We start from the raw sequence: 23539 nt of genomic DNA, 5'->3' as shown, positions 1-23539 counted from the left end.
ATTGTTCCTTTGGGAACAATGGTTTATTTGCGCTTTTGGCTCCAATTTCCGAAGCAGAATCAAGGGCGCCGCACGTTAAGGGTAAACGTCAGGACGACTCGGAAAGAGCTTGCTCCAGGAGACTTCGGCTCAGAGGGTCTTGGCTCAGGAGAGGCTCGGCGCGGAGGTCGCGAACTGCTCGTCCTGGACTTTGGCGGGTAGCGCCTTGTGGACCTTGGCGTAATCGATCACGTCGGCCAGCAGCTTGAGCCCGAGCGGCGCCAGCGCGCGCTCCCAAAGCTCTCGTGCGGTCTCGCCCTTCTTGACGAAGCACCAGTCCTGGGCGGCGATCGCGCCGGCATCCATGCGGTCGGCGAGATGGTAGATCGTGCCGCCAGCGATGGGGTCGCCTTCCTTGATGGTCCATTCCACCGCGGCCTTGCCGCGGTGGCGCGGCAGCAGCGAGGGATGATAGCCGATCCCGCCGAGCCTAGCGGCGGCGAGCGCATCCTTGCCGATCCTGGCATGGCTGTGCGCGGTGATGATCAGATCGGTGTCCGGGGCGATCTCGGAGGCCACCACCAGCTTGGGATTGGCTTGCACCTGCACCTCGATGCCCGCCGCCTTGGCCGCCGCGGCGAGGCGGTCGTCGGCGTCCGCCACCACGACCCGGACGACCGAGACGCTATGCTCCCGGAGCATGTTCAGGGTGGTCACGCCAAAATGGCGGGAGCCGACGAGGGTAATTCGCATGGGTGTCCGATCCGTCTCGCAACTGCGTCACCCCCGATAACACGTCCGCATGCCCTGTCACCACCCGCGCAGCGTTTGCGTGGGTTATCAACAATGCGCCGGGCGCCGCTTGCGCGAACGCCGGGATTGCGCCGTCGAGCCGTCCGGCGCCTTCCAAGCGGGCATGACATCGGCTTGGGAGCGAAGGCAATGCGCAGCGTCGGGTTTTTCGCTGTCGCGACACTGCTGGCGGCCACTTCGGCCCAAGCTGGCGGGCCTTACCCGGCGGTCCCGACCGGCGTTGCGCCATCAGGTGGCGCCGATCTCGGACGCCTACCGTTGCCTGGGGCCCTGCGTCGTGGACGAGAGCCTGTAGCGGGTTCCTGTGTTTCGTTCTTAACAGAGATGCCTCGGATTGGCTGACTCGGATTGGCTGATAAGGGTGCGCCAACCGGGGCTGGTGACATTTCAAATCAAACCCGCATCCGTTTTCGACCCCGGCTTTTGGCCGCCGGCGGCCTTTCATGCCCACGACTGACGAAATCATCGAACGGTAACACGATCTCAACCAGCTTGGCGTATCGACGAATCCGTCGCGGATTTGTATTGCGTACCGCGACACCGAAATCGTCCGCCGGCGTGGGCGCGCCGCCGGGCCTTTTCGCCGGGACAGATCTCATGCCGAACGCGATCGAGCAGATCGTCGACGCCTATGTGCGTCTGAAGAACCGCCGTGGATTGGACGAGCTGATGATGCACAGGCAGCGGCTCGCGGTCGATCTGAAGAGCCGGTCCGGCTATGATTTCAGCCTGCCGATCGGTCAGATCGACGAGGAGATCGCGATCATCGAGGCGGGGCTCAGCCGGCTCAAGTCGGATAAGTCCACGATCTAGACGTCGGCATCGTGCGCGATGCCTGGCGTTGACGCATTGTCGCAGTCCGAGCCCGGTTCATGCGGGGTTCAGGCCAGCCATGCGTCAATTGCCACGTCGTTTCGTGGGACGCGAATCCTGATAGGCTTGTCCCCGTGTTTTGAAGGAATCGTCATGATCGAACTTGCGCTGGCCGGCCTGCTTGCGTTTGCAACCGTGCCTGCGGCGCCGACAGCGCCCATGGTGGAGCAGGTTCAGTTCAGGGGCGGTCCGGGCGGGCAATGTCCACACGGCTACGATTACAACCACTCGAACGGCCGCTGCTATCCCAACGACCGTCACGCGCCGGGTGTCTACACCGGGGGCCACGGCTCGGGCTATGGGCGCCGTGGTGGCCTGTGCCCGCACGGTTACGACTATAATTACTCGACAGGCGAGTGCTACCCGAATCGTGCGCACGCGCCCGGCGCTTACGGTCGCCCTCAATATTACGGACGACGCGGCGGGCTCTGTCCGGACGGCTATGATTACAATTACTCGCAGGGACAGTGCTACCCGCACGGGGCACGTGCGCCGGGCATGTATGGGCGGTAGTCATCGCCGTGCTGAGGCGGGCGCTCAGTCGCGCCGGCCGCCGTCGATCACCGTGAACAGCGGCCGCGCCGGGGTGGGTTCGACCAGCAGCTCCTCTACCAGTGCGGTTGCGGCATCGACATATTTTCGGGTCGGCTTGTCGAGAGGGCGCTTGGCCTCGTCGTCGAGCGCGACTTTTGCGGCCTCGACCAGCTTGCGCATGCGCGCGGCATGGTCGTCGCCCGCGGTCAATGTCGCGCGCGCCAGCGAGCGCAGCACGAACAGCTCGCCCTCGAGACGAAGCAGACGGTCGTTGAGCCTGGTCAGGACGGCGTTGAGGTCGGCCATGGCGTTCGAAGCGGAGGATCCGTCCTGATCTAGCCGCGATCGGTGAACGGAGTGCAAACGGCGCCGGCGCAATTCGGCGGATCCGGCGTCACCGCAGGCGGCTTACCATTCGACGCCGGCCCAGCGCCGCCCGAACACCGGTGGCCTCGTCTTCACGGCCTGCCAGCCGAAGAAGTGGTGCTTGCCGGACCAGGCATGCACGATGCCGCTGCAGATGCCGCATTTGAAGCTGCCGCTGTGAGCCTCGCTGTGCTCCTCTCTGGTCGCGGTGTAGTTCATGCCGCAACCGGTGCAGGTGAATTCTTCGGTCGTCCAGATGCTGTTGGCCATGGCCCAGAATGCGTTTCGGTGACTACGAAGAACGGTAGTCACCAGCATTTGCAGCGGCGTAAACCGGCGCGGGGAAATCCGGTTAACCCGCGTTAGCCAAGCCGGGTTGGGACGGGCGATGCGGTATCCGGCAGCCGGTCGTCTTGACGCCAGATACGTTGCTGGCAATAACGGCTGAGCCCGCAAGCGCGGAAGTTGCGTTCATGCCGCAAGGAAAGCTGTGCCCGTGAAAAGCCTCCGTCAGTTGCTGACGGGCGAGGACGTCATCCAGCTCGTGATCCGCCTCGGCCTGCTCGCCCTGCTGATCATCTGGACCTTCCTGATCATCCGCCCATTCGTGCCGATCCTGGCCTGGAGCGGCGTGCTGGCGGTCGCGTTCTATCCGGCATTCAGCTGGGTCGCCAAGATCCTGGGCGGCCGACCCAAAACCGCAGCAATAATCCTGACCCTGATCACGCTGGGTATCGTCATCGGCCCGGCGACCTGGCTCGGCATCAGCGCGGTGGACGGCGTGCGTGAGCTGGCGCACCAGCTCGGCACCGGCGACCTCGTGCTCCAATCGGCTCCGGAGCAGCTTAAGTCCTGGCCGCTGGTCGGCCCCTGGCTCTACGAGCTCTGGGATCAGGCCTACAACAACGTTCGGACGGCGGTGCGCGAGGTGGCGCCGTATCTTCAGCCGCTGGCCGGCCCGCTGCTCTCGCTCGCGGGCGACGCCGGCCTTGGCACGCTCCAGTTTCTCGTCTCCGTGTTCGTGGCCGGCTTCCTGTTTCCGCATGGGCCGCGCCTGGTCGCGGCCGGCCGCAACTTCCTGTTTCGCATCGTGCCGGAGCAAAGCGAGCATTTCCTCTCGCTCGCCGGTGCGACCATCCGCGCCGTGGCGCAGGGCGTCATTGGCGTGGCGATCGTCCAGGCGCTGCTCGCCGGAATCGGCTTCAAGCTCGCCTCGGTGCCGAGCGCGGGCCTTCTTGCCTTCATCGTGCTGCTGCTCTCGATCGTGCAGATCGGTGCTTTCCTGGTGCTGCTGCCAGTGATCATCTGGATCTGGACCGCTAAGGACGTCACCACCGCGCTGCTGCTCACCGTGTTCTTCGTCCTGGTCGGCTTCATCGACACCATGCTGAAGCCGCTGGTCATGGGCCGTGGCCTGACCACCCCGACCATCGTGATCTTCGTCGGCGTGATCGGCGGTACGCTGGCCCACGGCATCGTCGGACTGTTCATCGGACCGATCATCCTGTCGGTGGCCTGGGAAATGATGATGGCCTGGATCAGGACCGAGGACCGGGCGGAGGCGGGGAAGGGTTGATCTCGCGCCCGCCAGCGCGCGGACTGCCCGCCATGGCGCACCGGGATCGGGTACGGTTCGGCCTGTGATCAAGCTGCGTCGCTAACTTGTCTGTTTGACTAGACAAGTTACCATTGGGTCGATTCTGTTTTCGACAACGGCAGCAATGGCAAAGTCTTCCAAGCTGGTTGCCGCCAGGCGCGGCAAGGTATTGTTGGTCAGACGCCGGTCGGACGGCCTGTGGATGTTTCCGGGCGGCCGCAAGCGTGCGCGCGAGTCGGAGAAGGACTGCCTGCGGCGGGAGATCAAGGAGGAATTGCCCAAGCTGAAGCTCGGCAGGATCAGCCTCTGGAAGGAAGTGAAGGCGAGGAACAAGCGCTCCGGCCGCAAGATGAGCGACGCGATCTTCATCGCCAAGTCCGCCAAGGGCAGGCTGGCGATCGGCGACAAGAAGGAGATCGACCGCGCCGCCTGGCACAAGCCCCGCGGCATCCGCCTGACGGCGACCTCGCGCTACATCCGCGACCGCCTGTTTCCGCGCAAGCGGCGGCGAAGCTGAGCCGCTAGTCCTCCCGCGCCGCCGATCGCGTCCTGCCAGCAAACCTCCTCGATTGCGCCACCTCCGGCTCGGGTGCGGCGAGCTTCGCGGCCTGGAGCTCCCGCATCTCCTTGCGGGCCTGGCGCGCACTGCGCATCGCCCGCTTGATGAAGGGATGCTGCGAGTCCTCGGCGAAGAACAGCACGACTTCGCAGCTCGGACATTGCCTGGAATAGCCGTCCTGCAACCGGCCGGCGCGATCGCGAAACACGTTCTTGCACCGCGTGCACTGAACCTGGACCGAACTCATGCGCGGATGACAATCACTTTGAAATGGATCGTCAGCTGATCCGAAATGTCTGAAGAAAGCTTGAATGCCGGCTTGGCTGGATGCCGTCAGATATCGCCGAGCCAACAAGACGTGTGAACCAGTTCACAAGCGCGCGGCGAAACCGCTGCTATGAAGACGTCATTGCTTAACCGATTCATTTCGAACGAAACGCCCCAGCGTGGCTCCAAGCGCTGGGGCTTTTTCGTGCCTCCATTCTCACAGCCAAGAGCAGATCGAAAGGGATCGCGCCGCCGCCTCGAACGTTATCGAGGAGGGGTGCGTTCGCAGGGCAAATCCCATATGCATGGCGCCGAGCTGCCGATTCGAGGGGCAAGGCGGCTCGCATTCAGTTTGCGGCGGTTCAAGAGCAGAAACGGGTCCAAGTGAGGCTTTCCACGAAGGCAAGGGTGGCCAAGAAGCCGCCGAAGAAGAGCAAAGGATCGCAGCGCGCCACGATCTCGTCTTCGTCGCCTCTCGGCATGATGGCCCTTCATCTGCTTGGACAATGGAAGCAGTCCGGACGCAGCGGCATCGTGTTTCTCGCCGAGAGCGAGAACAGGGCGGAGCGGCTCGGCAGCGTCATTCACGCGCTCGACCCCGCCTGCGAGGTGCTGGTGTTTCCGCGCTTGAATACCTTGCCGTTCGATCAACTGGAGCCCTCGCACGAGCTCGCGGGGCGCAGAGCCTCCGTGCTGAGGCGCCTTGCGAAGTCCAAGAAGCCGGTGTTTCTGGTATCGACGGCCGAAGCGGTGATGGAGCGGATGCCGCCGCCGGCCAGCCTGTCGCGCCTGAGCCTGAGCTTGAAGGTGGGCGGCACGTTCTCCGAGCAGGAGCTGGAGTCCCGCCTGCAATCCCTCGGTTACGATCTTGACGATGAGCCGGATTATCCGGGCGGGGCGCTGTTCCACGGCCAGACCTTCGAGATATTCCCGGCGGGCGCGCTGGGGCCGTTCCGGATCGAGCATTCGCAGCACACGATCAAACGGATCGTGGCCTTCGACCCGCATGAGCATAGGATCATCTTCGAGACCAGGGAGCTGCTCGTCGATCCCATGTCGGAGCGGCTCGGCCTTGCCGGCAAAGGCGGCAAGCGCGCCAGCCTGTTCGATTATTGCGCGGGCGCCAGATGGATCGCCGATGCCGGCGTGCCGTCGCATGCCGACGGATGGCTCGATACGATCGAGGAGGCCGCGCCCCGCAGCGAGCGGGAGCGCGAATATCTCGGGCGCAGCGATTGGAGGCGGCTCTCCAAGGGCATCAAGGTGCTGCCGCGGACGGCACCGTTCCAGGCCATCCCGGAATTTTCGAAGCTGACATCCTCCCGGAAGGCGTTGCGTGGCTTCGTCGAGGAGACGCGCCGGGCCGGGTCGCGGCTGATCCTCGTTGCCGCGCACGAGGACGATCTGCGCGTGATGGAGCGGATGAGCGGCGTCAAGGCGGAGCGCTGCGAAGACTGGGAGGAGGCCGCGCGCGGGCGGGGCGGCGAGGCAGCGCTGCTCGCCGATCTCGATGCCGGTTTCGTCGTGCCGGCGAAGAAGCCTCTGGTCGTGGTGACGGCGTCCGACGTGCTCGGCAGCCGCGCGCATCATCCGCAGCCGATGGCGCGCGCCTGGAGCGCGGCCTTCGACCATGCCGATGCGCCGGAGCAGGGCACGGTGGTCGTTCATCTCCAGCGCGGCCTTGCCGTGCTCGACGGCCTGCAGACCGTCAACACCGGCGGGGGCGCGATGCGCGAGATGATCCGCCTGAAGTTCGCCGGCGACAATGCGGTGCTGGTGCCGCCGCCCGATCTCGCCTTGATGTGGCCTTACGCCGCCGAGCTCGGCAGGCTTTCGCTCGATAAGGCGGACGGCAGCACGTGGTGGGCGCGCCGCAGCGAGGCCGAGCGCGAGATCCAGATCGCCGGCAAGGCGCTCGCCAAGCACATCAGCCAGCGCCGGCGGCGGCGCGGCGAAAAGCTGGTGCCGCCGGGATCGGCCTACGAGAAGTTCGTCGCGCGTTTTCCTTACTTCACGACGATCGACCAGGCCCAGGCGATCCGGGACGTGCTGGATGATCTCGCATCCGGCCATCCGATGGATCGGGTGATCTGCGGCGATGTCGGCTTCGGCAAGACCGAGGTCGCGCTGCGCGCCGCAGCCGCGGTGGTGCTGTCAGGCAAGCAGGTGGCGGTCGCGGTGCCGACGACGGTGCTGGCCCGCCAGCACGTCGCGACGTTCCAGAAGCGATTTGCCCCGTTCGGCATCGAGGTCGGCAACCTCTCGCGCGCCACTTCGGGCGCGGCACTGCGGGAGACCAAGGAGGGCCTGCGCAGCGGCCGGATCAAGGTTGTGATCGGCACGCAGGCGCTCACCGGCAAGGACGTCAGGTTCGACGATCTCGGCCTCGTCATCGTCGACGAGGAGCAGCATTTTGGCGCTGCGGAAAAGGCAAAGCTCGCGGGGCTCGCCAAGAACGTGCATGTGCTGATGATGAGCGCGACGCCAATCCCGCGTACGCTGGCCGCCGGTCTCGCCGGCTTCCGCGATCTCAGCGTGATCGCCTCGCCCCCGGTGCACCGGCTTCCGGTCGCGACCCGGATCGCGCCGCTGTCGGATGCGGCGATCGCCTCGGCGCTGCTGCGCGAGCAGCGCCGCCACGGCCAAAGCTTCCTGATCTGCCCGCGCATCCAGGATCTCGATCCCATGCTGGCGCGGGTGCGGGCCGTGGCGCCGGACCTGCGCATCGTCTGCCTGCACGGCAGGTTGGCGGCCGACGAGATCGACGACCGCATGATGAGCTTCGTCGAAGGCCATGCCGACGTCCTGCTCGCGACCAACATCGTGGAGAGCGGTCTCGACATTCCCCGCGCCAACACCATCGTGGTGTGCTGGCCGGAAAAATTCGGCCTCGCTCAATTGCACCAGCTGCGCGGACGCGTCGGCCGCGGCGGCATCCGCGCCTTCGCGCATCTGCTCACCGAGACGGAGTCCGGACAATCCGAGAAGCGCCTCGCCGTGCTCGAGGAGTTCAGCCGGCCGGGCGCGGGCTTTGCCATCAGCGAGCGCGACCTGGATCTGCGCGGCGCGGGCGATTTGTTCTCGGAGCAGCAATCCGGCCACGTCCAGGTGTTCGGGCCGGTGCTCTACAGCCACCTGCTGAAAATGGCCTCGGAGAAGAGCGACGAGCAGCTGTGGGTGCCCGACCTCAACCTGCCGGTCGGGGACATGCTGCCCGAGAGCTATGTGCAGTCCGAGCCGGTGCGGCTCGAGCTCTATGCCCGCGCCGCACGATGCAACGACGAGGACGATCTCGACGACCTCGAGGAGGAAACCTCCCGCCGCTTCGGACCCTTGCCAAAGCTCGCGCGCGACTTCTTCGCCGCGGCCAAGCTCAGGATCGAATGCAAGCGACGCGGCATCATCCGCCTCGACGTCGGGCCTGAAGCTGCGGCCGCGACGTTCCTGCCCGGACGCCTGCGCAAGTCGCGAGGCAAGTCACTGCAACGCGACGGCGACCGCGTCGTCTATCACAGCCCGATGCGCGATGCGCCGTTCGAGCGGGTAGAGGAACTGTTCGAGCTGCTGGACGAGGGGTAGGGGCTTGCGCGTTCGTCAGCGCTCGCAACTGCGAATTCGTAGCGGAAACCCTGCTCCACCATTATAGTTAATTTGGGCGTGGCGAAGGAGATCGTCCGATGTCACATGCCATTCGTCCAGTGATTGCCACGATTGTCGCAGGCTCATGTCTGTTGGCCCTGGTGCAAGCGGGCGGCGCAAATGCCGGCTCCGCCGGAGCGGGCATGGGAACGGGGCAGGGTAGCGCTGGCGGCTCGGCGCCTTCTGGAATGGGGACGAGTGCGGGCAATGCAGGTCCCTCAGCACCCCCAGGGATGGGGACGAAGGACATCGCGCCCGGCGGAGATCTGGGCACCAACAGCGAAGCGACCAATTCGAACGTCCAGCCCGCCACGCCTGCGAGGTCGCGGGCGGCAGCTCAGGCCGCGAGAAATGCCGGGGCTGGTCGCGCTCAAAATGGCCTGCCGATCGGCGCAATTGGCAGCGGCACGAGCAATGAAGATCAAAAGGCCGCTGGTTCGGCGTTCTCCCAAAGAAGATTCCGACCGGCAACACAGGCTCAAGGAAACGCCAGTGTTGGTTCAAATAGTCTGTCAGGGAGAGGTTCGAGCCTTTCGGACCAGATCAGTCGGCCGCGAGCCGCACGAGCTGGAGACAAGGTGCTGGATGCCAAGGCCCGGGTCGAGCGACGAACGACTGTGTCGCCCAAACGCGTTACGAGCCCGATAGGACCAGGTTTGTAATCTGCGAGCGACGGGGGAACAGGTCGACTCGGTGCATCGCGCTCTACCAAAGCACATGTGGCGCTCGCGGTTTGAGCGGACGCACGAGCTGTTCGAGCTGCTGGACGAGGGGTAAATCGGAAAGTGCGAAAACAACCCCATGCACAGTAGCTATGTGCTTGTGCGATAAGGCGTTCTGCATTCGGCGCGTCCATCGCGGCCGAGGTGGCCCAAGCAAGCGTGGTCCACGACCCGAATCAGGCCTATCGTGCCGAGTCCGTGCCGGAGGCGCCGTCACTTGGCCGTTGATTTGTCGGGCAAAACAGTGGCATTATGCCAACTTCGGAAAATCCGTTGCTGGCATGGCTGTTGCCGGATGCGCGGCGAGGAGCTTGCGCCGGATCCGTAATCGGCCGGGGGCGCCGGCCCGTCCGCCGGCCGCGCCGCTAACGCGGAATTAATCCAGAAAGCCGACAATTTTAGGCAGTTGTGTATGGGTGCTGCGTAAGCGGATCGTCGCGAGGGCGTTCCAGGGGGCGGCTTCCTGTTGCTCGCTCCATGGGGGTCAGTGCAAATGACCACGTCCTTCGAAACGCCAAGCTTCGCCGAAGAGCTCGACGCCGTCGCCCTTGCAGACGCTGCAGGCGCGCAGGAACCCGCAGGCCCGGAAGCTGAAACGCCGCCAATCACGCCCCGCCGCAAGACGATCCTGCCGCTGGCGGTGTGTGCCCTCGCCATCAACGGCGCGGCGGCCATCTATACGTCGCCCTCCGGCATGCCGTCATTGAATGTTGCCAGCCTCGCCGAACTGCTGCCGCGGCAGGAGGCACCGGCACCGAAACCGGATCCGGTCGTCACCGCCCTGAAGGAGATCCAGTCGGCCCAGCAGCAGCACACCGCTTCGCTGCATGAGAACAACCAGACGCTGCAGCAGAATGCAGCCTTGCTGCAGCAGGATTCACTCTTGCTGCTGTCGCTGCGGCAGAGCATCACGGACGAGCGGGTCGACGTGAAGAAGATCTCCTCGCAGCTGTCCACGCTGATCGCCAAGGTCGACTCGCTGCAGAATGTGATGATGTCGGACGTGACATCGTCCGTTCGCAGAGCGAATGCGCGCTACGGACTATCCGCCGCGATGCGCAAGCGGCTGGTGCGTGAGCCCAAGCCCCTGGGGCCTCTAGGGCCGGTGTCGATCGGAGGGGCTCCGCTGACCGCGCCGGCTGCGGTGGCGGCGCCGGAGAGCTGAGGACGCGTTCTGGCTAGGCCGCTTCCTCCTTGAACGAGGTATAGACCCGGCCTGTGGGATCAACGACCCGAACGTCCCAGCATCCGTCCTCGACCAGCTCCCTGGCCTTTTTGAGGGCCGCGGCGAGTGAGGACCGCTTGAGATTGACGACGCCCGCCGTGTCGAAACCGTTGATTTCAAACATGCCGTCCCTCCGGTTTTGGGGAATCCTACACGTTTCCGGCGCGATGTCAGCGGGTTTGTCAAAGTTTCAGTTGCTGGGCCTTGGCCTCCAACCGTATTCCTGATGGGAAATCGTGGCGGTGATGTCGGCCTCTTTGTCTGCCGAGAGGCGCCAGGCCGCCACTCCGAAGCACAACGTCAGGACCAGGGCCGTCGCAAGCAGAAGCATCGAGACGAAATGGCTCACGCGCGTCACCAGCGGTTGGAAGCTCCGAGAGAGCGAACACGGGTTGCCGATTCGGAAAATACAGACGGGCTGACCTAAAGCCCTGGTTTCCACATCAAGTCACACAGGACCAAAGGCGCTCACGATCCCGATCGTGATCGGGACCAGCGCGACGATCGTCCATAAGGCGGGCGAGCTGGAAGACAGACCGGCGAAAAAGATCAAAAGACCGAAGCCCACAAGGGCCGCCGAGATGGCATAGGCGAGTGCTTTTTCCATCGTTCGATCCACGAGGAAACGGGATGGATTGCGCCTGTAGGACTCAGTGCCGATCGAAACGTTCCCATGCTGATCTGGATTGGCGGTGCATCAGCATCTCCGCAGCTCCGCTCAGCATGTCGACCACCAATGCGGCTACGAAGCCTGGAGCCACAAAATCACTGGGCCATGTCTGCGCGGATCGGGCACCGGATCCGCGACGTGCTTCTAAGGCCATGACGGGTCGGTCCCGGCCTTCCGCTCAACCATCGCCATTTCCACTTGGTCAGCAAGGACCGTGAGGTGGCTTGCGAGCCTGTCGAACACTTCGCGCTTGGCCGGATCGGTAGCCAAGTCGCGGATCAGGGCGCGTTCGGCCGCATCTTTGCCAAGTTTCTCGATCTGCGCCAGATAGTCCTTCATTGGCAATTGGCTTCGTTCTGCGCAAACAAAACGTACAAGCAATGTGCGAAAGCGAGCAGAAGCGATTGCCGATTTTTCCTAGTCTTCGGTGGCTTTGGCCTTCCCCAAAGGTCCAAGCACCTCCAGCGGCCCCGGCCTCACACCCCAAAAGCCCCCCACGGTCGGGGCCGTCATTGGCGCTAGGCGCGATTTGCGATCGTGGCCGTTACGCCTGCCTCTGAGCGTTCGCGGATGGAGGAGCCGAGTCGCATCGCACGAACTGCGACAACGGCGCAGCACTCTTCAAAGGAACTGACTCCATGCCTCTGCATTCCTCGATTGCATGATTTTCCCACTTTTCGGTCGGCTCGTTGACGGAGGGGGTACATGGGCACTTTCGATCACACCGCTGTTCTGAAGCAGCGTTTCGATGAGCTTGCTTCTGGGCTTTCCGCATTGGAAGATCTGCGCTCGCGCGTAGTCGCAGCCGAGCAAATGCAAGAGAGGCATAGTCACGCGGGCAAGCCGCCCCCGACAATTCGCAAGGGTGGCAACCCTAAATCGCGATCAGCAGAAACCGATCGGCCAAAGAGGCGCTAGGCGCGGCCCCCGGTTCACGCTTCAGAACAAGGGCCGCCGCCCTGGAACAGCGGCCCTACCGGGTTACGATAGATCCGAGATGAAACTTGCCAGCCCCGGTAACGACATGTTCGTCCTGGAGGGACGTTCCTGCATCAACAAACGTGAATCCAAAGGAACGGCCCCGGGCGTCCCGGGGCTGGCTGCGGACACACCGAGGCCGCCCGACGCACCACTCAGCGTGGCACGCCGGGTGATATCGTCTGCTCAAACATTCGAGCTGGGTGTCTCAAAAGATACCGTCCAGCATTAAAATTTCGAGGTCTAGGCCAGAACCAGCCCCGACGGCAACGCGAACGGCGGCCGGTGAACACGTTCGAATGCGGCGCCCGAGAAAGGAGGCCGCAACCATTGGGGCCTACCGGTTCACGCTGGCGGACCACCATCGTTCGCCGCACGCGACCTCTCCGCGCGTGAGGGCATCAGCAGAAGTAGCAATTGTTCAGCTCGCTCCTTGGTCAGATTGGCCGCCATATCGGTCCCGATCAGTGCTGGGCCCCTGCGTTCTCGATCGTAGACCATCCAACCCTTGCCGCCCATGCGAATGAAAAATCGGCTTTGCGACGGAACCTCGTCAGTCAATGAAGCATGCTCCCGATTTGCCCAGCACCTCTCAGGAAGCGGCATTCTTCTTTGTAGCTTCATTCGCATATGTGAATCGTTTCGGGAAAAAGTGGCAATTGGTCGAGTTTTCGTTCACAGTTGAGTGCACTGTCACCGTAGATTGTCAGATCCGGCGGGGGGCTGCTTGGAACGCCTCGCTTGACTTCACGACCGTGGTCACGCGCCAGCGGTTGTTGAGTTCGTGGGGAAGCCAATGATGTGCGCATCAACCGGCGAAGCTCCGGCCTTCCTGCGTCAGCTCGAAGCTCTCGCCATTTGCGCAGAGCAAACCCGCCTCGACCATTTGCTTGGCAAATGACAGGCTGCACACCGGCTGCGAGCCGCCCGGATGATACAGCCGCGTGCCCCGCGCGATCAGGTGCCCATACAGCAGAGCGAGCCGCAGCGGCCTGACCATCCCGGGCGAGACATTTGGCATTCCTGCCAAAGCGTGCGGAAGGCCCTTCGTTCCTGCGTGGAGTCGAACGACTGACAATTGTCAGTCTGCGGAGCATTGACCGCGGCTGGCTGCAGCTAATCGCCCGCGAGCGACTGCATCGCTTCCAAGAGGCGTTCAAGCCCGAACGGCTTCTGGAGCATGATGCTGCCGGACACCGGACGCGGAGCGGCGTGCGTGTAGCCGGTGGCGTAGATCACAGGCATGCGCGGATTGGATTGCCTGCACTGGATGGCGACATCCCAGCCCGTCAGGGAGCCTGCCAACCTGATGTCGGTGAACAAGAGATCGGGTGTGGCTTCGGCACAGAGCTCGAGCGCGCGCTCGCCGCTATCAGCTTCCATCACCTCGTGCCCGTGAGTCTCCAGGATGTCGACCACCACGTCCCGGATCAGGTCTTCGTCTTCGGCTACAAGAACCCGCAAGTCTCCCTCCAGTCGCGCTCTTCGTCCACGACATGAGGACCCATGCGCAGAAAACATAGTGCCGGCTGGTCGGCGCCGCCTCCGCCAACTCGGCCGACGAGCCAGCGAGACTCAAGCTGGAACGGGTGACCTTTGTTCCTGCCCACCTGCTGAGCCGGACGGCATTTCGATTTTTGCTACTTGATTTTATTGGTGAGCGCGCTGGGCTCGAACCCAGGGCCGGGAGCCTGGATCGGGCAATGAACCAAGAGCATGCGAGGCGACTATTTCACCGACATGGAGCAGGACGACAGCGACGCTGAGGACGATGATCCGGAGGAGGCGAAGCAGCAGGCTCCGGAAATGTGCCCGTGCGCTTGATTCTGCTCATGCCATAGCGGTTGTCTCACGAGTCTCGAAATCGAACGCTGCCGGGCTCGAAATACATGTCCCGGCAGCGTGTCATTCTCAAACTGAGCGCTGAAATCCCAGTTGGCTTCGACTGTGCAACGGACATGCCACAGGCTTGTGACAGGAGCCCGCCGGTTCGCGCTGGCGGGCCTTTGATAGCTTAATAGTAATGGCGCCTTGGGCGGTGATAATAGTCGCCATAACCGTAATATCCCTGCCGGCCCTGCTGAAACTGTGGCGGCACCGTGCCGTTGGGGTAGCACCGACCGTCTCGAATATCGACGTCGGCGCCGTGGCCGCATCGGACGGGATGTCTACCGTAGCCTCCACCGTAACCTCCGCCGCCGCGATGATAGTACTGCCGCGCAGCTTGTTCTTGAGGAGGGAGGGCTCCGTTCGGATAACACATGCCGTCTCGGGCGCTCAGGTCCCAACCGTGGCCGCATGGAGGCGGGTGTCTTTGCACACCATACTGGACCTGCTGGATGGGTGGCTGAACCAGCCCCGGCACGGGCGGGCCCATAAGTAATGCTGCGGCGAGCACGGAAACGATCATCTGAGAATCTCCATGGGGCGCAGCGTGCCTCAGCACGTATGAACCCGCTGTGAATGGCACGGCTCACGTTGGCGGCTTCTTCGCAAAGCCTAGGGTTAGCACCATAACCACTGCCAAGAGAACCCAGCCGACAATATCGATGGCGGTCATGGCTGCACCCGGCGAGTGTGCACACTGTGTGCAGGCCCCAAAAATCCCCTCAACTCGAAGGGCTGAATTTTGGCTCTAGGTGCTTGATTAGCTTGGTGAGCGCGCTGGGGCTCGAACCCAGGACCCCGTGATTAAAAGTCACGTGCTCTACCGGCTGAGCTACGCGCTCCCATGGCCGCTGATGGCTCGAAGAGATCGCCATCGTGTTCGGACATTCGAGAGGCATGTCTTGCCGCTTCGCCTAGAGATCGCGTCGCGGGGAAAACCGGCTGTTTCCGGATCATGCCTTCGGCCCGCGCTGTGTAGGGGGAGTGGCTGCGGAGGTCAATAGTGCGGGTGGTTGCCGAAGATCGCGGCAGGAGCGGGGATTTGCCTGGGCTATCCGTCGCTTAGGCCAAAATTCTCACCTCGATTGGCGGCCGGTCATCCACGCCGGAGACCACGTGATTCCAGGCACGAGGCCGAAGACCGGCGTGGAGCAGGATCAGTTCGTCTCCCGCCGGACCTCGCTCGGCACCGGCTGCGGCGTGCCGGTCGGGTGGGGCAGCGCGACCGGGCGCAGGCCGATCAGCTCGGCGGTGCGGATCGCGCTGTCGCGCCAGAACTGGAACGAGTTGATGCGGCTGAGCTCGAGGATGGCGATGGCGACGGCGGCGAGGAACGGCAGGCTCTGCAGCACCAAGACGCCGGCGAAGATGTAGATCTCGGTGATCTGCTTGTAGCTGTTGGTGGCGATCAGCACGCCGGCGCCGACCAGGAGCAGGGTGCCGATCACGGCTTCCCAGAACGCCTGGAACTCGATCGACATGCGGGACAGGCCGCCTTTGGAGGTGCGGGCGAAGGCGATGTGCTCGGTGATCAGGCCCTGCGCCACCGCGCGCGACACCGTCCATTGCACGCTCATCGCCGCGATCATGGCGCCCAGCATCTGGCCGGGCTTGATGGCGACGCGGGCGCGGTACATCGACAGGAAGTGCACCAGCGAGACGATGAAGGCGCCGACAATCGGCAGCGTCAGGATCTTGTCGGGAATGGCGATGTCGGCGAAGGCGACGATCGGCACCCAGATGAGGTTGAGCAGCGCCACGACCACGCCGAGGCTTTCGGCGCCCAGCCAGTTCAGCCAGCCGAGGCCATATTCGCGCTTCTGGTCGGGCGTCAGCCGGCTTGCGCCGGGCAGGAAGCGGCGCCAGTGCTTCTTGACGATCTGCAGGCCGCCATAGGCCCAGCGGTGCCGTTGCTTCTTGAAGGCCTCGTAGGTGTCCGGCAGGAGGCCTGCGCCGTAGCGGGTATTCGTGTAGTGGGTGGTCCAGCCGAGCTCTTGGATGGCAAGGCCGAGATCTGAGTCCTCGCAGATCGTGTCGCTCGACCAGCCGCCGGCCATGTCCATCGCGGCGCGGCGGATCAGGCACATCGTGCCGTGCACGATGATGGCGTTGGCCTCGTTGCGCTGGACCATGCCGATGTCGAAGAAGCCGGCATATTCGCCGTTCATGATGTAGTGCATGATCGACAGATCGCCGTCGCGGTGCTCCTGCGGCGCCTGCACGAGGCCGACGCGCGGGTCGGCAAAAGCAGGCACGAGGTCCTTCAGCCAATCGGGCTCGACGACATAGTCGGCATCGAGGATGCCGATGATCTCGGCATCCGCCGCGGTGCGGTCCATCGCAATCCGCAGCGCGCCGGCTTTGAAGCCCTGCACCTTCTCGGCGTTGATGAACTTGAAGCGTTCACCGAGCGCGCGGCAATGGTCCTGGATCGGCTGCCAGAAGGCGGGATCCGGCGTGTTGTTGATGATGACCACGCATTCGTAGTTCGGGTAGTTCAGCCGCGACAGCGCATCCAGCGTCTGCTTCAGCATCTCGACGGGCTCGAAATAAGCGGGGATATGGATCGAGACCTTGGGGCAGTAATCCTCGGGCACGTTCTCGACCGGCTTGTTCTTGGCGATCAGGCGCTGCGGCGGCCGGCCGAAGGCAACCGCGGCGATCTCGTCGATGCGCGCCATCGCGATGAGGACCAGCGGAACAAGGAGGATCATGCCGAGCGTCAGCGCGAAAGCGGAGCCGAACAGGAAGTAGTGGCCGTTCCAATAGGCGAACACGGTCGCGGCCCAGGCGCCGACGCCGTTGGCGGTCGCCGACAGCAGGAAGGCTTGCCTCGCGGTCGCCTTCTCGATCCGCAGGATCGGTAACGACAGCAGCACGCCGACCAGCAGCGCGATACCCATCAGCTTCCAATAGTCGGGGTTCTCGACCGGGCCGGTCCAGGCGAATTTCGGCTCGCCGCTGGCATTGAGGACGCCCCAATACGGACCGACGCCGCCTTCGAAGAATTTCCAGGGCCGATCGAGGGCTTCGACGATGTTGTAGTCCATGCCGAGCGCTTCGGCGCGGGTGACGAAGTTGCGCAAGGTCAGCGCCTGCTGGAACGGACCTGGATCTGCGTTGCGCAAATTATAGCCTGCGCTCGGCCAGCCGAACTCGGCGATCACGATGCGCTTGCCCGGGAACTGATTGCGCAGGAGGTCGTAGCGGTCCACGGCCTGGTCGACGGCCTGATCCGAACGGAAGTTTTCCCAATAGGGCAGCACGTGCGCGGCGATGAAGTCGACGCTGGAGGCGAGGTCCGGAAAATCGCGCCAGATGTTCCAGATCTCGCCCGTCGTCACGGGAACACGGACCGCGCTCTTGACCTTCTTGATCTTGCTGATGAGGTCCTCGACCTTCATCTCGCCGCGGTAGATCACCTCGTTGCCGACCACGATGCCGATCACGTTGCTGTTCTTGCGGGCGAGCTCGATGGCGGCCTTGATCTCCCGCTCGTTGCGATCCTCGTCCTTGTCGATCCACGCGCCGACCGTGACCTTGAGGCCGAACTCGGCCGCGATCGGCGGCACCAGCTCGCTGCCTTCCGTCGCGGTGTAGGACCGGATCGCTCGCGTGAGGGTCGAGAGCTTCTTCAAGTCCGCGCGAATCTTGTCGGGGTCGACCTTGAGGTCGACGACATGGCCCGGTTCGAACGGCGTATAGGACAGGCTCGGCACCAGGCCCTTGAAGTCCGGCGCAGGTTCCCTGTCGCGCAGGACTCCCCAACTGCCTGCGTGGAGCGCAGACACGAGCAACAGAACGGCGGCGACAACGCGCATCGCGGCTAAACCAATAGGGGCTGAGGTGGCAGGGAAGCGGATCCGACCCCGAGATCCGACCAAGTCCGCGGCAAAGGGAGCATATCTCTGCCGCGCGGTTTCACAACTGTCATGGCCTCATGTCCTTATGAGGGCATGGCCTTTTCGAACGACGCGCGGCAGTGCCAACCGTCTCTATGGCCGGTCGTTCCTGAACGGCAGCTGAAACGACCGGAGCGATTTTGGCTTGGGCTATTTCGCCGGCGTCGGGGACGGGCTTGCCGCAGGCGAGGGGCTCGCGGCGGGCTGCGGCTGCGCATTGGCGGCCGGCGCTGCCGGCTGAGCGGCCGCGGCCGCCGCCTGCTGCGGCTGGGCGGCCGGGTTGATCCAGCACGCGTGCACGCGGCTATCCAGAGTTTCGGCCACCTTGGGGTCGATCTGGCCGCCGAAACGGGTCAGGCAGCGGAACGCGGCCTGGATGTGGCCGCCGGGACAGCCGAAGCGGTCGTAGAGGTCGAGATGACGGAATGCGGTATCGAGGTCGTCCCGCCACATCAGCCGCACCACGCGCCGGCCGAGCCAGACGCATTCGGGATTGCCGGCCGGGCCGTTGATGACCTGGGCGGCTTCCGCGAACTCGTCGGTGCGGCGCTGATTCTGGGCGGCGTCCTTGGCGGCGTCGGCGGGCTGGGCTGCCGCCTTGCCCTGTTCGGGGCCCGGCGGACCGCTCTGGGCGGAGGCGCCGCCAGCACCGGTCAGAACGAGCAGGCAGGAGACGGCCAAGGTGGCGGCGAACTGCCGCAGGACCGCATTTCGTGACTCGAACACCCGTTGCCGCATGAATTCCCCAATGTATCCGCTGGCCGTCCGCGTCAGGAGCCCCGCGGACGCGCTAGCTGATGGCGTCCAAATGGGTCTCCAATGCGGCGGAAAAGTCTTTCGGAGTCCATGACCTGTATTTCGAATTTTGTCCAGCAAAGTCACGATCCTAGATCCCGGTGAACCGGCGCAGGTAAATTCCTTGGGGGCGCAAGGGATCCACCGGACGTGCCCCCTTGGCAGACGGCGTGCGAGAAGGTAATCGACGGCCCTTCGCGGAGGACGGAACCGATTTCTCTTCGTACGCCACTGGCGCTTCTGCTCGTCTCACTGGGTGCGATCGCTGCCGTGTGGTGGTGGCTTGCCACGCCGATCACGCTCGCGCGCGCCCCGATCGATCCCGCCGACAAGGTTCAATGCGTCTCCTACGCGCCGTTCCGCGGCGAGCAGTCGCCGCTGGACGCATGGACCCATATCGATGCCGACCAGATCGAACAGGACCTGCGCCAGCTCAAGGAGATCACCGACTGCGTCCGCACCTATTCGCTGGAGAACGGGCTCGACCAGGTGCCGGCGATCGCCGCCAAGGTCGGCGGGATGAAGGTGCTGCAGGGCATCTGGCTCTCGAGCAACCGCACCAAGAACTACGAGCAGGCCGGGCTCGCCATTCGCCTCATCAAGCAATTCCCTGACGTCATCACCTCCGTCATCGTCGGCAACGAGGTGCTGCTGCGCGGTGAGATGACGACGGCGGACCTCGTCGCTCTCATCCGCCTGGTTAAGACCCAGGTCGGCGTGCCCGTGACCTATGCCGATGTGTGGGAATATTGGCTGAAGAACCGCGAGGTGTATGACGCCGTCGACTTCGTCACGATTCATATCCTGCCCTATTGGGAGGATTTCCCGATCAGGGCGAAGTTCGCTGCCGCCCATGTCGAACAGATCCGCGAGCGCATGGCGGTGGCGTTTCCCGGCAAGGAGATCCTGATCGGCGAAACCGGCTGGCCGAGCGCGGGCCGCATGCGCGACGGCGCACTGCCCTCGCGCACCAATCAGGCGCGCGTCGTCTCGGAAATCCTCGGCCTTGCGAAGGCGCAGAAGTTCCGCGTCAATCTCATCGAGTCCTACGACCAGCCCTGGAAGCGCAGGCTGGAAGGCACCGTCGGCGGCTATTGGGGCCTCTACGACTCGGTGCGCAGGAGCCTGAAATATCCGCCGGGACAGCCGATCAGCAATTTCCCGTACTGGAAATGGTACATGGGCGCCGGAATGGGGCTTTCCGTGCTGGTGTTCGCTGTCGCGCTGATCACGCTGCGCCGCCGGCCGTGGACACCGCGTTTCCCGGCCTGGCTCGGCGTCGGCATCTCGGCGACGACCGCCGGAATCCTGCTCGGGATCGGCGCCGACAAGATGTACTACGAGAGCTACGGGATCGGCGGCTGGCTGCTCTGGGGCGCGTTGCTGCTGGCCGGCATCCTGTCGCCGATTTTCTGCGCGCAGGCGATGGTGATCGGCCGCAGCCTGCCGACCTTCCTCGACCTGCTCGGCCCGCGCGAGGGCCGGAAATGGTCGAAGCTCACGGCGGTGCTCGGCCTGACGCTGGCGGTGACCGCGGTGATCGCTTCCGCGACCGCGCTCGGCTTCGTGTTCGATCCGCGTTACAAGGATTTTCCTTACGCCGCGCTGACGATGGCTGTGGTGCCGTTTGCGCTTCTGATGCTGAACCGGCCGCAGATCGGCCAGCGTCCGATCGCCGAAGCGGTGTTCGCGGGGGTGCTGGCGCTGTCCGCCGTGTACGTGCTGTTCAACGAAGGTCGCGACAATTGGCAGTCGCTATGGACCTGCGCGATCTATCTGTTGTTCGCGCTCACGCTGTGGCGGGCGCGGGCCGAGCAAAGCCAAGAATAAGCAGGCCGATCGCAAGGCCCGACAGCACGACATTGTAGAGCACGATGCCGAGGCCGGCGGCGATGAGGCCGACGGTCAGCAGCACGATCGACGGCCGCATCAGGTTCAGCGTCGCAACCACCAGCGCCACGATGCCGAACACCGAATTCTTGAACAGCACGGTCGAGACCGAGCGCGACTTGCAGACCAGGGTCTGAAGCCCGGCGTCGCAGGCGAGCGCGACCTGCGAAAATTCGATCGCGAGATAGCGCACGTAGAGCGCGCAGCCGACGGTGACGAATCCGACCACGAGCAGGAACTGCACCTGGTAGGGCGTGAGGCGGAAGGGCTTCTTTGTCATGGCCGCAATATGGTCGGGAAGGCGCGGCCAGGCAACAGGGCAGGCGAGGTTTCTGTTGATCCGCCCGGGCACTCTCCAGGAACACGCGAGCCTCCCGCTGGTTCTCAACATTGTGTTGCCAACACCGCCTAGGAGTGAGGCATGGACAAGCCGACGCAGGAGCAGCTGAGCGAGCTCAAGAGGCTGAGCAAGGAGGCGCGGGTCGAGGATTGGTCGGACATCGTCCAGTCCAAGGACGAGGGGAGATGCGCATCCGCGATCTGAAGGAGAAGGCGCGCATGGAATAGGTCATCGCCTGCGCCAAGGGCGATCAAGGACGATCAGCTGCGACCTTGCGTGTTCCGGCTCTGCTCCGCCAGCCGGCGCTCGTATTTTTCCGCCAAGGCGAGCAGTCGCTTCCTGATGTGGGGATCGGCCAGCTCGGCCAGTTCGCGGATCAACGCGAGTTGCTCCCGCAGAAAGTTCGCGTCCGTCATCTCCGCTCCGAATCAAGTCCGGTGCGGAGTGTGCCGTGTCAGGTTGGTCTCGTTCGTATCATTTGGTACTTGGGCGGAGGCATGAAGCCGCTCACCGGCCATGTGCGCCTACCAGACTTACTTCAACCCCAGGCGACGTTCGAGCCAGCTGAGCGCGAACAGCACGAATAACGTGACTGCGATGGCGGCGCCCACCAGCAGCCAGGCGCCCAGCGCGCAGGCGATGCCAAGACCGGCAGCGATCCAGACAGTCGCCGCGGTAGTGAGGCCATGAACCGTCTTGGCCTTGACGTCGTGCAGGATGACGCCCGCACCGATGAAGCCGACGCCGCTCAGCACGCCGGTAACAATGCCTTGGACCACCCTCGAGACTGCATCCGGGTGGTCGCGCAAATTCTGAAACTCGATCACGGAAATCGAGATCAGCGCAGAGCCCAAGGCCACCAGCGCCAGGGTGCGCATGCCCACCGGCTTGTCGTTCATGTCGCGGTCGATGCCGATCACGAGGCCCGTAGCCGCCGCGACGAGCAGTCTCAGCACATCATCCAGTTCGTTCATCAAGACCCGCGTTTCTGGAGGGGCGACGCTTCGCGCACGTCGGACATGGACCTGCGAACTTGCTGCCAAGCGCGGCCGAGGTCCAAGCGTCCGTTGGTCGCATGCTGGCTGCGTGCGCGCCGGGACCGAGGCGTCATTGCCGCCTGAAGAACGACGACAGCGTCGATCCCGCGGACGACGCTGCCGCCTCCGGTTTCGCCGGTGCTGGCGCCGGCTGCGCGGCGGGAGCGGGGGCGGGCTCGTCGCGCTTGGTGCGTTTTGAGGAGTAGCTGCGGCGGCGTTGCGGCTTTTCGGGCTTCGCGCTCGACACAGGGGCCGTTTCAGCTGGAGGGCCAGCGTCCTGGCTCGTCTCCGAACCCTTGTCCGGGACTCTGTCCTGAGTCTTCTCTTGCGCCTTGTCTTGTACCTTGTCCGGACCGCCACGCATCGACAGGCGCTGGCCATCGAACACGGTGGTCTCGCAGTGACGATTGCTCTCGGCGAGACCCGCGCAGAATTTTGCGGCGGCGGCGGCATTGACCAGGGGGCCGGCGCCCAGGCGGAGCTGCATGCCGAGGCCGGTGTTGCCTTCCTTGATCATGATGATCGGCCGCAGCGCTGCGATCTCCGGGTTGGACTTGGTCACGCCGCGCCAGAGCGCGCGCAGGCCGTCGATCGAGTTGGCGCCGCCGAGATCGATCGCAAAGCGCGTCTGCTGAACGGCGATGGCAGGGGATTCGCTCTCGGCTGGCTCTGGCGGCTTGGTTGCTGCCGCCACGATTTCGGCTGCGGCGGGCGCCGGCTCGGCCTTCTGCTCGGCTGTCTCAGGTTGAATCAGTTTCGATGCGGCCGGGTCAGGTGGCGCCATGAGCGACTTGGCGGGCACCAGCGGAATGGTCGGCAGCGCCGAAGTCATGGCCGGATTCTGTTGCACGAGCGAGGCGGCGGCCGCGGTCTGCGGCGGCGGGCTCGGCGGCTCCTTCAACGTTTCCTTCTGAGCATCCTTTGGCGAATCCTTCTGAGCATCCTTGGCGGCTTCGCTGCGCGGCTTCTCGCTCGTCGCCGTCGGCGTCGAAGCAACCGGCGCGACATTGGGAGCCGCGGGTGCTGCGTCCTGCGGCTTCGCGCCCGGCGGCGGCGCGGCCGCTTGCTTGGCAATGGCGCCGGTGACGGAATCGAGCCCTTGCTCCAGCACGGTGACGCGCGAATACAGCCGGTCGCGGTCGCTGTTCAGCGTCTCGATCGCGGCGGCGAGCCGGCGCGCTTCGTTCTGGCTCTCCTTGGTCAGCAGCTGCAGCCGGTCGGCCTGGCGCACGAGATCGGCGGACGCAACCTGGTCGCGCCGCCAGCCGAGCTGGGCCTGGTTGACCATCACGGCAATGACGACGGCGCCGACGGCCGCCACGCCCCACGAGCCCAGCCGCCACATCAAGCGCCCGTCGAAGGCGCTTTCCTCGGCCAAAAGTCCGGAGAACAGCCCGCCGGTCTCCTTGGTGGAGAAAGCGTCCGCCAGTGGGTCGGAATCCTTTGCCATGAATGTTAAGCGCCCA

General features: G+C 64.3%; 23 protein-coding genes and 1 tRNA gene. 8 read left to right on the top strand and 16 right to left on the bottom strand.

Going from position 1 to position 23539, the window contains the following annotated elements; genetic code table 11:
• Nucleotides 1–144 precede the first annotated feature (144 nt).
• Nucleotides 145–732: a formyltransferase family protein gene (locus tag I6F28_RS11930; protein WP_036012580.1), complete on the bottom strand. Its 588-nt coding sequence runs from the start codon at nucleotides 730–732 to the stop codon at nucleotides 145–147.
• Nucleotides 733–1389: 657 nt separating this feature from the next.
• Between I6F28_RS11930 and I6F28_RS11925 the strand changes: the two genes are divergently transcribed.
• The gene (locus I6F28_RS11925; RefSeq protein WP_036012594.1) at nucleotides 1390–1605 is read left to right on the top strand and encodes a hypothetical protein; all 216 of its coding nucleotides are present in this window, start codon (nucleotides 1390–1392) and stop codon (nucleotides 1603–1605) included.
• A 126-nt stretch (nucleotides 1606–1731) separates the two neighbouring features.
• A complete protein-coding gene (locus tag I6F28_RS11920; RefSeq protein WP_225139969.1) occupies nucleotides 1732–2178 on the top strand; it encodes a hypothetical protein in 447 nt (148 codons plus the stop codon).
• A 24-nt stretch (nucleotides 2179–2202) separates the two neighbouring features.
• On the opposite strand, the gene I6F28_RS11915 is transcribed toward I6F28_RS11920, so the two are convergent.
• Both I6F28_RS11915 and I6F28_RS11910 read right to left on the bottom strand, forming a co-directional pair.
• On the bottom strand, nucleotides 2203–2505 hold the full coding sequence (locus I6F28_RS11915; RefSeq protein WP_027575377.1) for a hypothetical protein: 303 nt from the start codon (nucleotides 2503–2505) through the stop codon (nucleotides 2203–2205).
• 102 nt (nucleotides 2506–2607) lie between these two features.
• Nucleotides 2608–2835, bottom strand: a complete 228-nt coding sequence (locus I6F28_RS11910; protein ID WP_225139968.1) for a hypothetical protein — start codon at nucleotides 2833–2835, stop codon at nucleotides 2608–2610.
• Nucleotides 2836–3061: 226 nt separating this feature from the next.
• On the opposite strand from I6F28_RS11910, the gene I6F28_RS11905 reads away from it, so the two are divergent.
• Both I6F28_RS11905 and I6F28_RS11900 read left to right on the top strand, forming a co-directional pair.
• Complete coding sequence (locus I6F28_RS11905; protein WP_370141315.1) at nucleotides 3062–4141, top strand: AI-2E family transporter; 1080 nt, start codon at nucleotides 3062–3064, stop codon at nucleotides 4139–4141.
• A 145-nt stretch (nucleotides 4142–4286) separates the two neighbouring features.
• Nucleotides 4287–4679, top strand: a complete 393-nt coding sequence (locus I6F28_RS11900; protein ID WP_157286040.1) for an NUDIX hydrolase — start codon at nucleotides 4287–4289, stop codon at nucleotides 4677–4679.
• A gap of 4 nt (nucleotides 4680–4683) precedes the next feature.
• Here the strand turns inward: I6F28_RS11900 and I6F28_RS11895 are convergent, their stop codons facing one another.
• Complete coding sequence (locus tag I6F28_RS11895) at nucleotides 4684–4929, bottom strand: hypothetical protein (RefSeq protein WP_420887872.1); 246 nt, start codon at nucleotides 4927–4929, stop codon at nucleotides 4684–4686.
• Between the two features lie 539 nt (nucleotides 4930–5468).
• Between I6F28_RS11895 and I6F28_RS11890 the strand changes: the two genes are divergently transcribed.
• Both I6F28_RS11890 and I6F28_RS11885 read left to right on the top strand, forming a co-directional pair.
• The gene (locus I6F28_RS11890) at nucleotides 5469–8567 is read left to right on the top strand and encodes a DEAD/DEAH box helicase (RefSeq protein WP_225140152.1); all 3099 of its coding nucleotides are present in this window, start codon (nucleotides 5469–5471) and stop codon (nucleotides 8565–8567) included.
• A gap of 1275 nt (nucleotides 8568–9842) precedes the next feature.
• Nucleotides 9843–10514, top strand: coding sequence for a hypothetical protein (locus I6F28_RS11885; protein WP_036012564.1), 672 nt, complete (start codon nucleotides 9843–9845; stop codon nucleotides 10512–10514).
• Between the two features lie 13 nt (nucleotides 10515–10527).
• On the opposite strand, the gene I6F28_RS11880 is transcribed toward I6F28_RS11885, so the two are convergent.
• The 8 genes from I6F28_RS11880 to I6F28_RS11845 form a co-directional block, all read right to left on the bottom strand.
• Nucleotides 10528–10698, bottom strand: a complete 171-nt coding sequence (locus I6F28_RS11880; RefSeq protein WP_225139967.1) for a hypothetical protein — start codon at nucleotides 10696–10698, stop codon at nucleotides 10528–10530.
• 324 nt (nucleotides 10699–11022) lie between these two features.
• Nucleotides 11023–11181 carry a hypothetical protein gene (locus I6F28_RS11875; protein WP_164936882.1) on the bottom strand — a complete coding sequence of 53 codons (159 nt, stop codon included), beginning with the start codon at nucleotides 11179–11181 and terminating at the stop codon, nucleotides 11023–11025.
• Between the two features lie 207 nt (nucleotides 11182–11388).
• Nucleotides 11389–11583 (bottom strand): hypothetical protein, encoded by a 195-nt coding sequence (locus tag I6F28_RS11870; RefSeq protein WP_225139966.1) that lies wholly within the window; start codon nucleotides 11581–11583, stop codon nucleotides 11389–11391.
• Nucleotides 11584–13030: 1447 nt separating this feature from the next.
• On the bottom strand, nucleotides 13031–13222 hold the full coding sequence (locus I6F28_RS11865) for a hypothetical protein (RefSeq protein WP_225112455.1): 192 nt from the start codon (nucleotides 13220–13222) through the stop codon (nucleotides 13031–13033).
• Between the two features lie 116 nt (nucleotides 13223–13338).
• Nucleotides 13339–13686: a response regulator gene (locus tag I6F28_RS11860; protein ID WP_036012559.1), complete on the bottom strand. Its 348-nt coding sequence runs from the start codon at nucleotides 13684–13686 to the stop codon at nucleotides 13339–13341.
• Between the two features lie 1189 nt (nucleotides 13687–14875).
• Nucleotides 14876–14951 (bottom strand) — tRNA-Lys (locus I6F28_RS11855).
• 315 nt (nucleotides 14952–15266) lie between these two features.
• Nucleotides 15267–17930, bottom strand: coding sequence for a glycosyltransferase (locus I6F28_RS11850; RefSeq protein WP_109143693.1), 2664 nt, complete (start codon nucleotides 17928–17930; stop codon nucleotides 15267–15269).
• Between the two features lie 231 nt (nucleotides 17931–18161).
• Nucleotides 18162–18749 (bottom strand): hypothetical protein, encoded by a 588-nt coding sequence (locus tag I6F28_RS11845; protein ID WP_036012549.1) that lies wholly within the window; start codon nucleotides 18747–18749, stop codon nucleotides 18162–18164.
• Nucleotides 18750–19076: 327 nt separating this feature from the next.
• On the opposite strand from I6F28_RS11845, the gene I6F28_RS11840 reads away from it, so the two are divergent.
• Nucleotides 19077–20636, top strand: coding sequence for a glycoside hydrolase family 17 protein (locus I6F28_RS11840; protein WP_225139965.1), 1560 nt, complete (start codon nucleotides 19077–19079; stop codon nucleotides 20634–20636).
• Here the strand turns inward: I6F28_RS11840 and I6F28_RS11835 are convergent.
• Nucleotides 20596–20976: a hypothetical protein gene (locus I6F28_RS11835; protein ID WP_036012544.1), complete on the bottom strand. Its 381-nt coding sequence runs from the start codon at nucleotides 20974–20976 to the stop codon at nucleotides 20596–20598. The two genes, I6F28_RS11840 and I6F28_RS11835, sit on opposite strands and share 41 nt — an antisense overlap.
• A 141-nt stretch (nucleotides 20977–21117) precedes the next feature.
• Between I6F28_RS11835 and I6F28_RS37475 the strand changes: the two genes are divergently transcribed.
• Nucleotides 21118–21240, top strand: coding sequence for a hypothetical protein (locus tag I6F28_RS37475; RefSeq protein WP_276573423.1), 123 nt, complete (start codon nucleotides 21118–21120; stop codon nucleotides 21238–21240).
• A gap of 56 nt (nucleotides 21241–21296) precedes the next feature.
• Here the strand turns inward: I6F28_RS37475 and I6F28_RS11830 are convergent, their stop codons facing one another.
• From I6F28_RS11830 to I6F28_RS11820, 3 genes are all read right to left on the bottom strand, one after another.
• Nucleotides 21297–21452 (bottom strand): hypothetical protein, encoded by a 156-nt coding sequence (locus I6F28_RS11830; RefSeq protein ID WP_157786023.1) that lies wholly within the window; start codon nucleotides 21450–21452, stop codon nucleotides 21297–21299.
• 117 nt (nucleotides 21453–21569) lie between these two features.
• The gene (locus I6F28_RS11825) at nucleotides 21570–22010 is read right to left on the bottom strand and encodes an MgtC/SapB family protein (RefSeq protein WP_036012541.1); all 441 of its coding nucleotides are present in this window, start codon (nucleotides 22008–22010) and stop codon (nucleotides 21570–21572) included.
• Nucleotides 22011–22143: 133 nt separating this feature from the next.
• Complete coding sequence (locus tag I6F28_RS11820; protein WP_225139964.1) at nucleotides 22144–23523, bottom strand: hypothetical protein; 1380 nt, start codon at nucleotides 23521–23523, stop codon at nucleotides 22144–22146.
• Between the last annotated feature and the right edge of the window lie 16 nt (nucleotides 23524–23539).

The organism is Bradyrhizobium sp. NBAIM14 (assembly GCF_020193895.1).
Lineage (GTDB): Bacteria > Pseudomonadota > Alphaproteobacteria > Rhizobiales > Xanthobacteraceae > Bradyrhizobium > Bradyrhizobium yuanmingense.
Note: the sequence above shows the minus strand (reverse complement) of the source record. Positions and strands in the feature narration are given on the sequence as shown.

What these genes read in the sequence shown, in the direction of transcription:
- I6F28_RS11930 (WP_036012580.1), bottom strand. Translation starts at nt 732, where the DNA reads ATGCGAATTACCCTCGTCGGCTCCCGCCATTTTGGCGTGACCACCCTG.
- I6F28_RS11925 (WP_036012594.1), top strand. Translation starts at nt 1,390, where the DNA reads ATGCCGAACGCGATCGAGCAGATCGTCGACGCCTATGTGCGTCTGAAG.
- I6F28_RS11915 (WP_027575377.1), bottom strand. Translation starts at nt 2,505, where the DNA reads ATGGCCGACCTCAACGCCGTCCTGACCAGGCTCAACGACCGTCTGCTT.
- I6F28_RS11910 (WP_225139968.1), bottom strand. Translation starts at nt 2,835, where the DNA reads ATGGCCAACAGCATCTGGACGACCGAAGAATTCACCTGCACCGGTTGC.
- I6F28_RS11900 (WP_157286040.1), top strand. Translation starts at nt 4,287, where the DNA reads ATGGCAAAGTCTTCCAAGCTGGTTGCCGCCAGGCGCGGCAAGGTATTG.
- I6F28_RS11890 (WP_225140152.1), top strand. Translation starts at nt 5,469, where the DNA reads ATGATGGCCCTTCATCTGCTTGGACAATGGAAGCAGTCCGGACGCAGC.
- I6F28_RS11885 (WP_036012564.1), top strand. Translation starts at nt 9,843, where the DNA reads ATGACCACGTCCTTCGAAACGCCAAGCTTCGCCGAAGAGCTCGACGCC.
- I6F28_RS11880 (WP_225139967.1), bottom strand. Translation starts at nt 10,698, where the DNA reads ATGTTTGAAATCAACGGTTTCGACACGGCGGGCGTCGTCAATCTCAAG.
- I6F28_RS11875 (WP_164936882.1), bottom strand. Translation starts at nt 11,181, where the DNA reads ATGGAAAAAGCACTCGCCTATGCCATCTCGGCGGCCCTTGTGGGCTTC.
- I6F28_RS11870 (WP_225139966.1), bottom strand. Translation starts at nt 11,583, where the DNA reads ATGAAGGACTATCTGGCGCAGATCGAGAAACTTGGCAAAGATGCGGCC.
- I6F28_RS11865 (WP_225112455.1), bottom strand. Translation starts at nt 13,222, where the DNA reads ATGGTCAGGCCGCTGCGGCTCGCTCTGCTGTATGGGCACCTGATCGCG.
- I6F28_RS11850 (WP_109143693.1), bottom strand. Translation starts at nt 17,930, where the DNA reads ATGCGCGTTGTCGCCGCCGTTCTGTTGCTCGTGTCTGCGCTCCACGCA.
- I6F28_RS11845 (WP_036012549.1), bottom strand. Translation starts at nt 18,749, where the DNA reads ATGCGGCAACGGGTGTTCGAGTCACGAAATGCGGTCCTGCGGCAGTTC.
- I6F28_RS11835 (WP_036012544.1), bottom strand. Translation starts at nt 20,976, where the DNA reads ATGACAAAGAAGCCCTTCCGCCTCACGCCCTACCAGGTGCAGTTCCTG.
- I6F28_RS37475 (WP_276573423.1), top strand. Translation starts at nt 21,118, where the DNA reads ATGGACAAGCCGACGCAGGAGCAGCTGAGCGAGCTCAAGAGGCTGAGC.
- I6F28_RS11830 (WP_157786023.1), bottom strand. Translation starts at nt 21,452, where the DNA reads ATGACGGACGCGAACTTTCTGCGGGAGCAACTCGCGTTGATCCGCGAA.
- I6F28_RS11825 (WP_036012541.1), bottom strand. Translation starts at nt 22,010, where the DNA reads ATGAACGAACTGGATGATGTGCTGAGACTGCTCGTCGCGGCGGCTACG.
- I6F28_RS11820 (WP_225139964.1), bottom strand. Translation starts at nt 23,523, where the DNA reads ATGGCAAAGGATTCCGACCCACTGGCGGACGCTTTCTCCACCAAGGAG.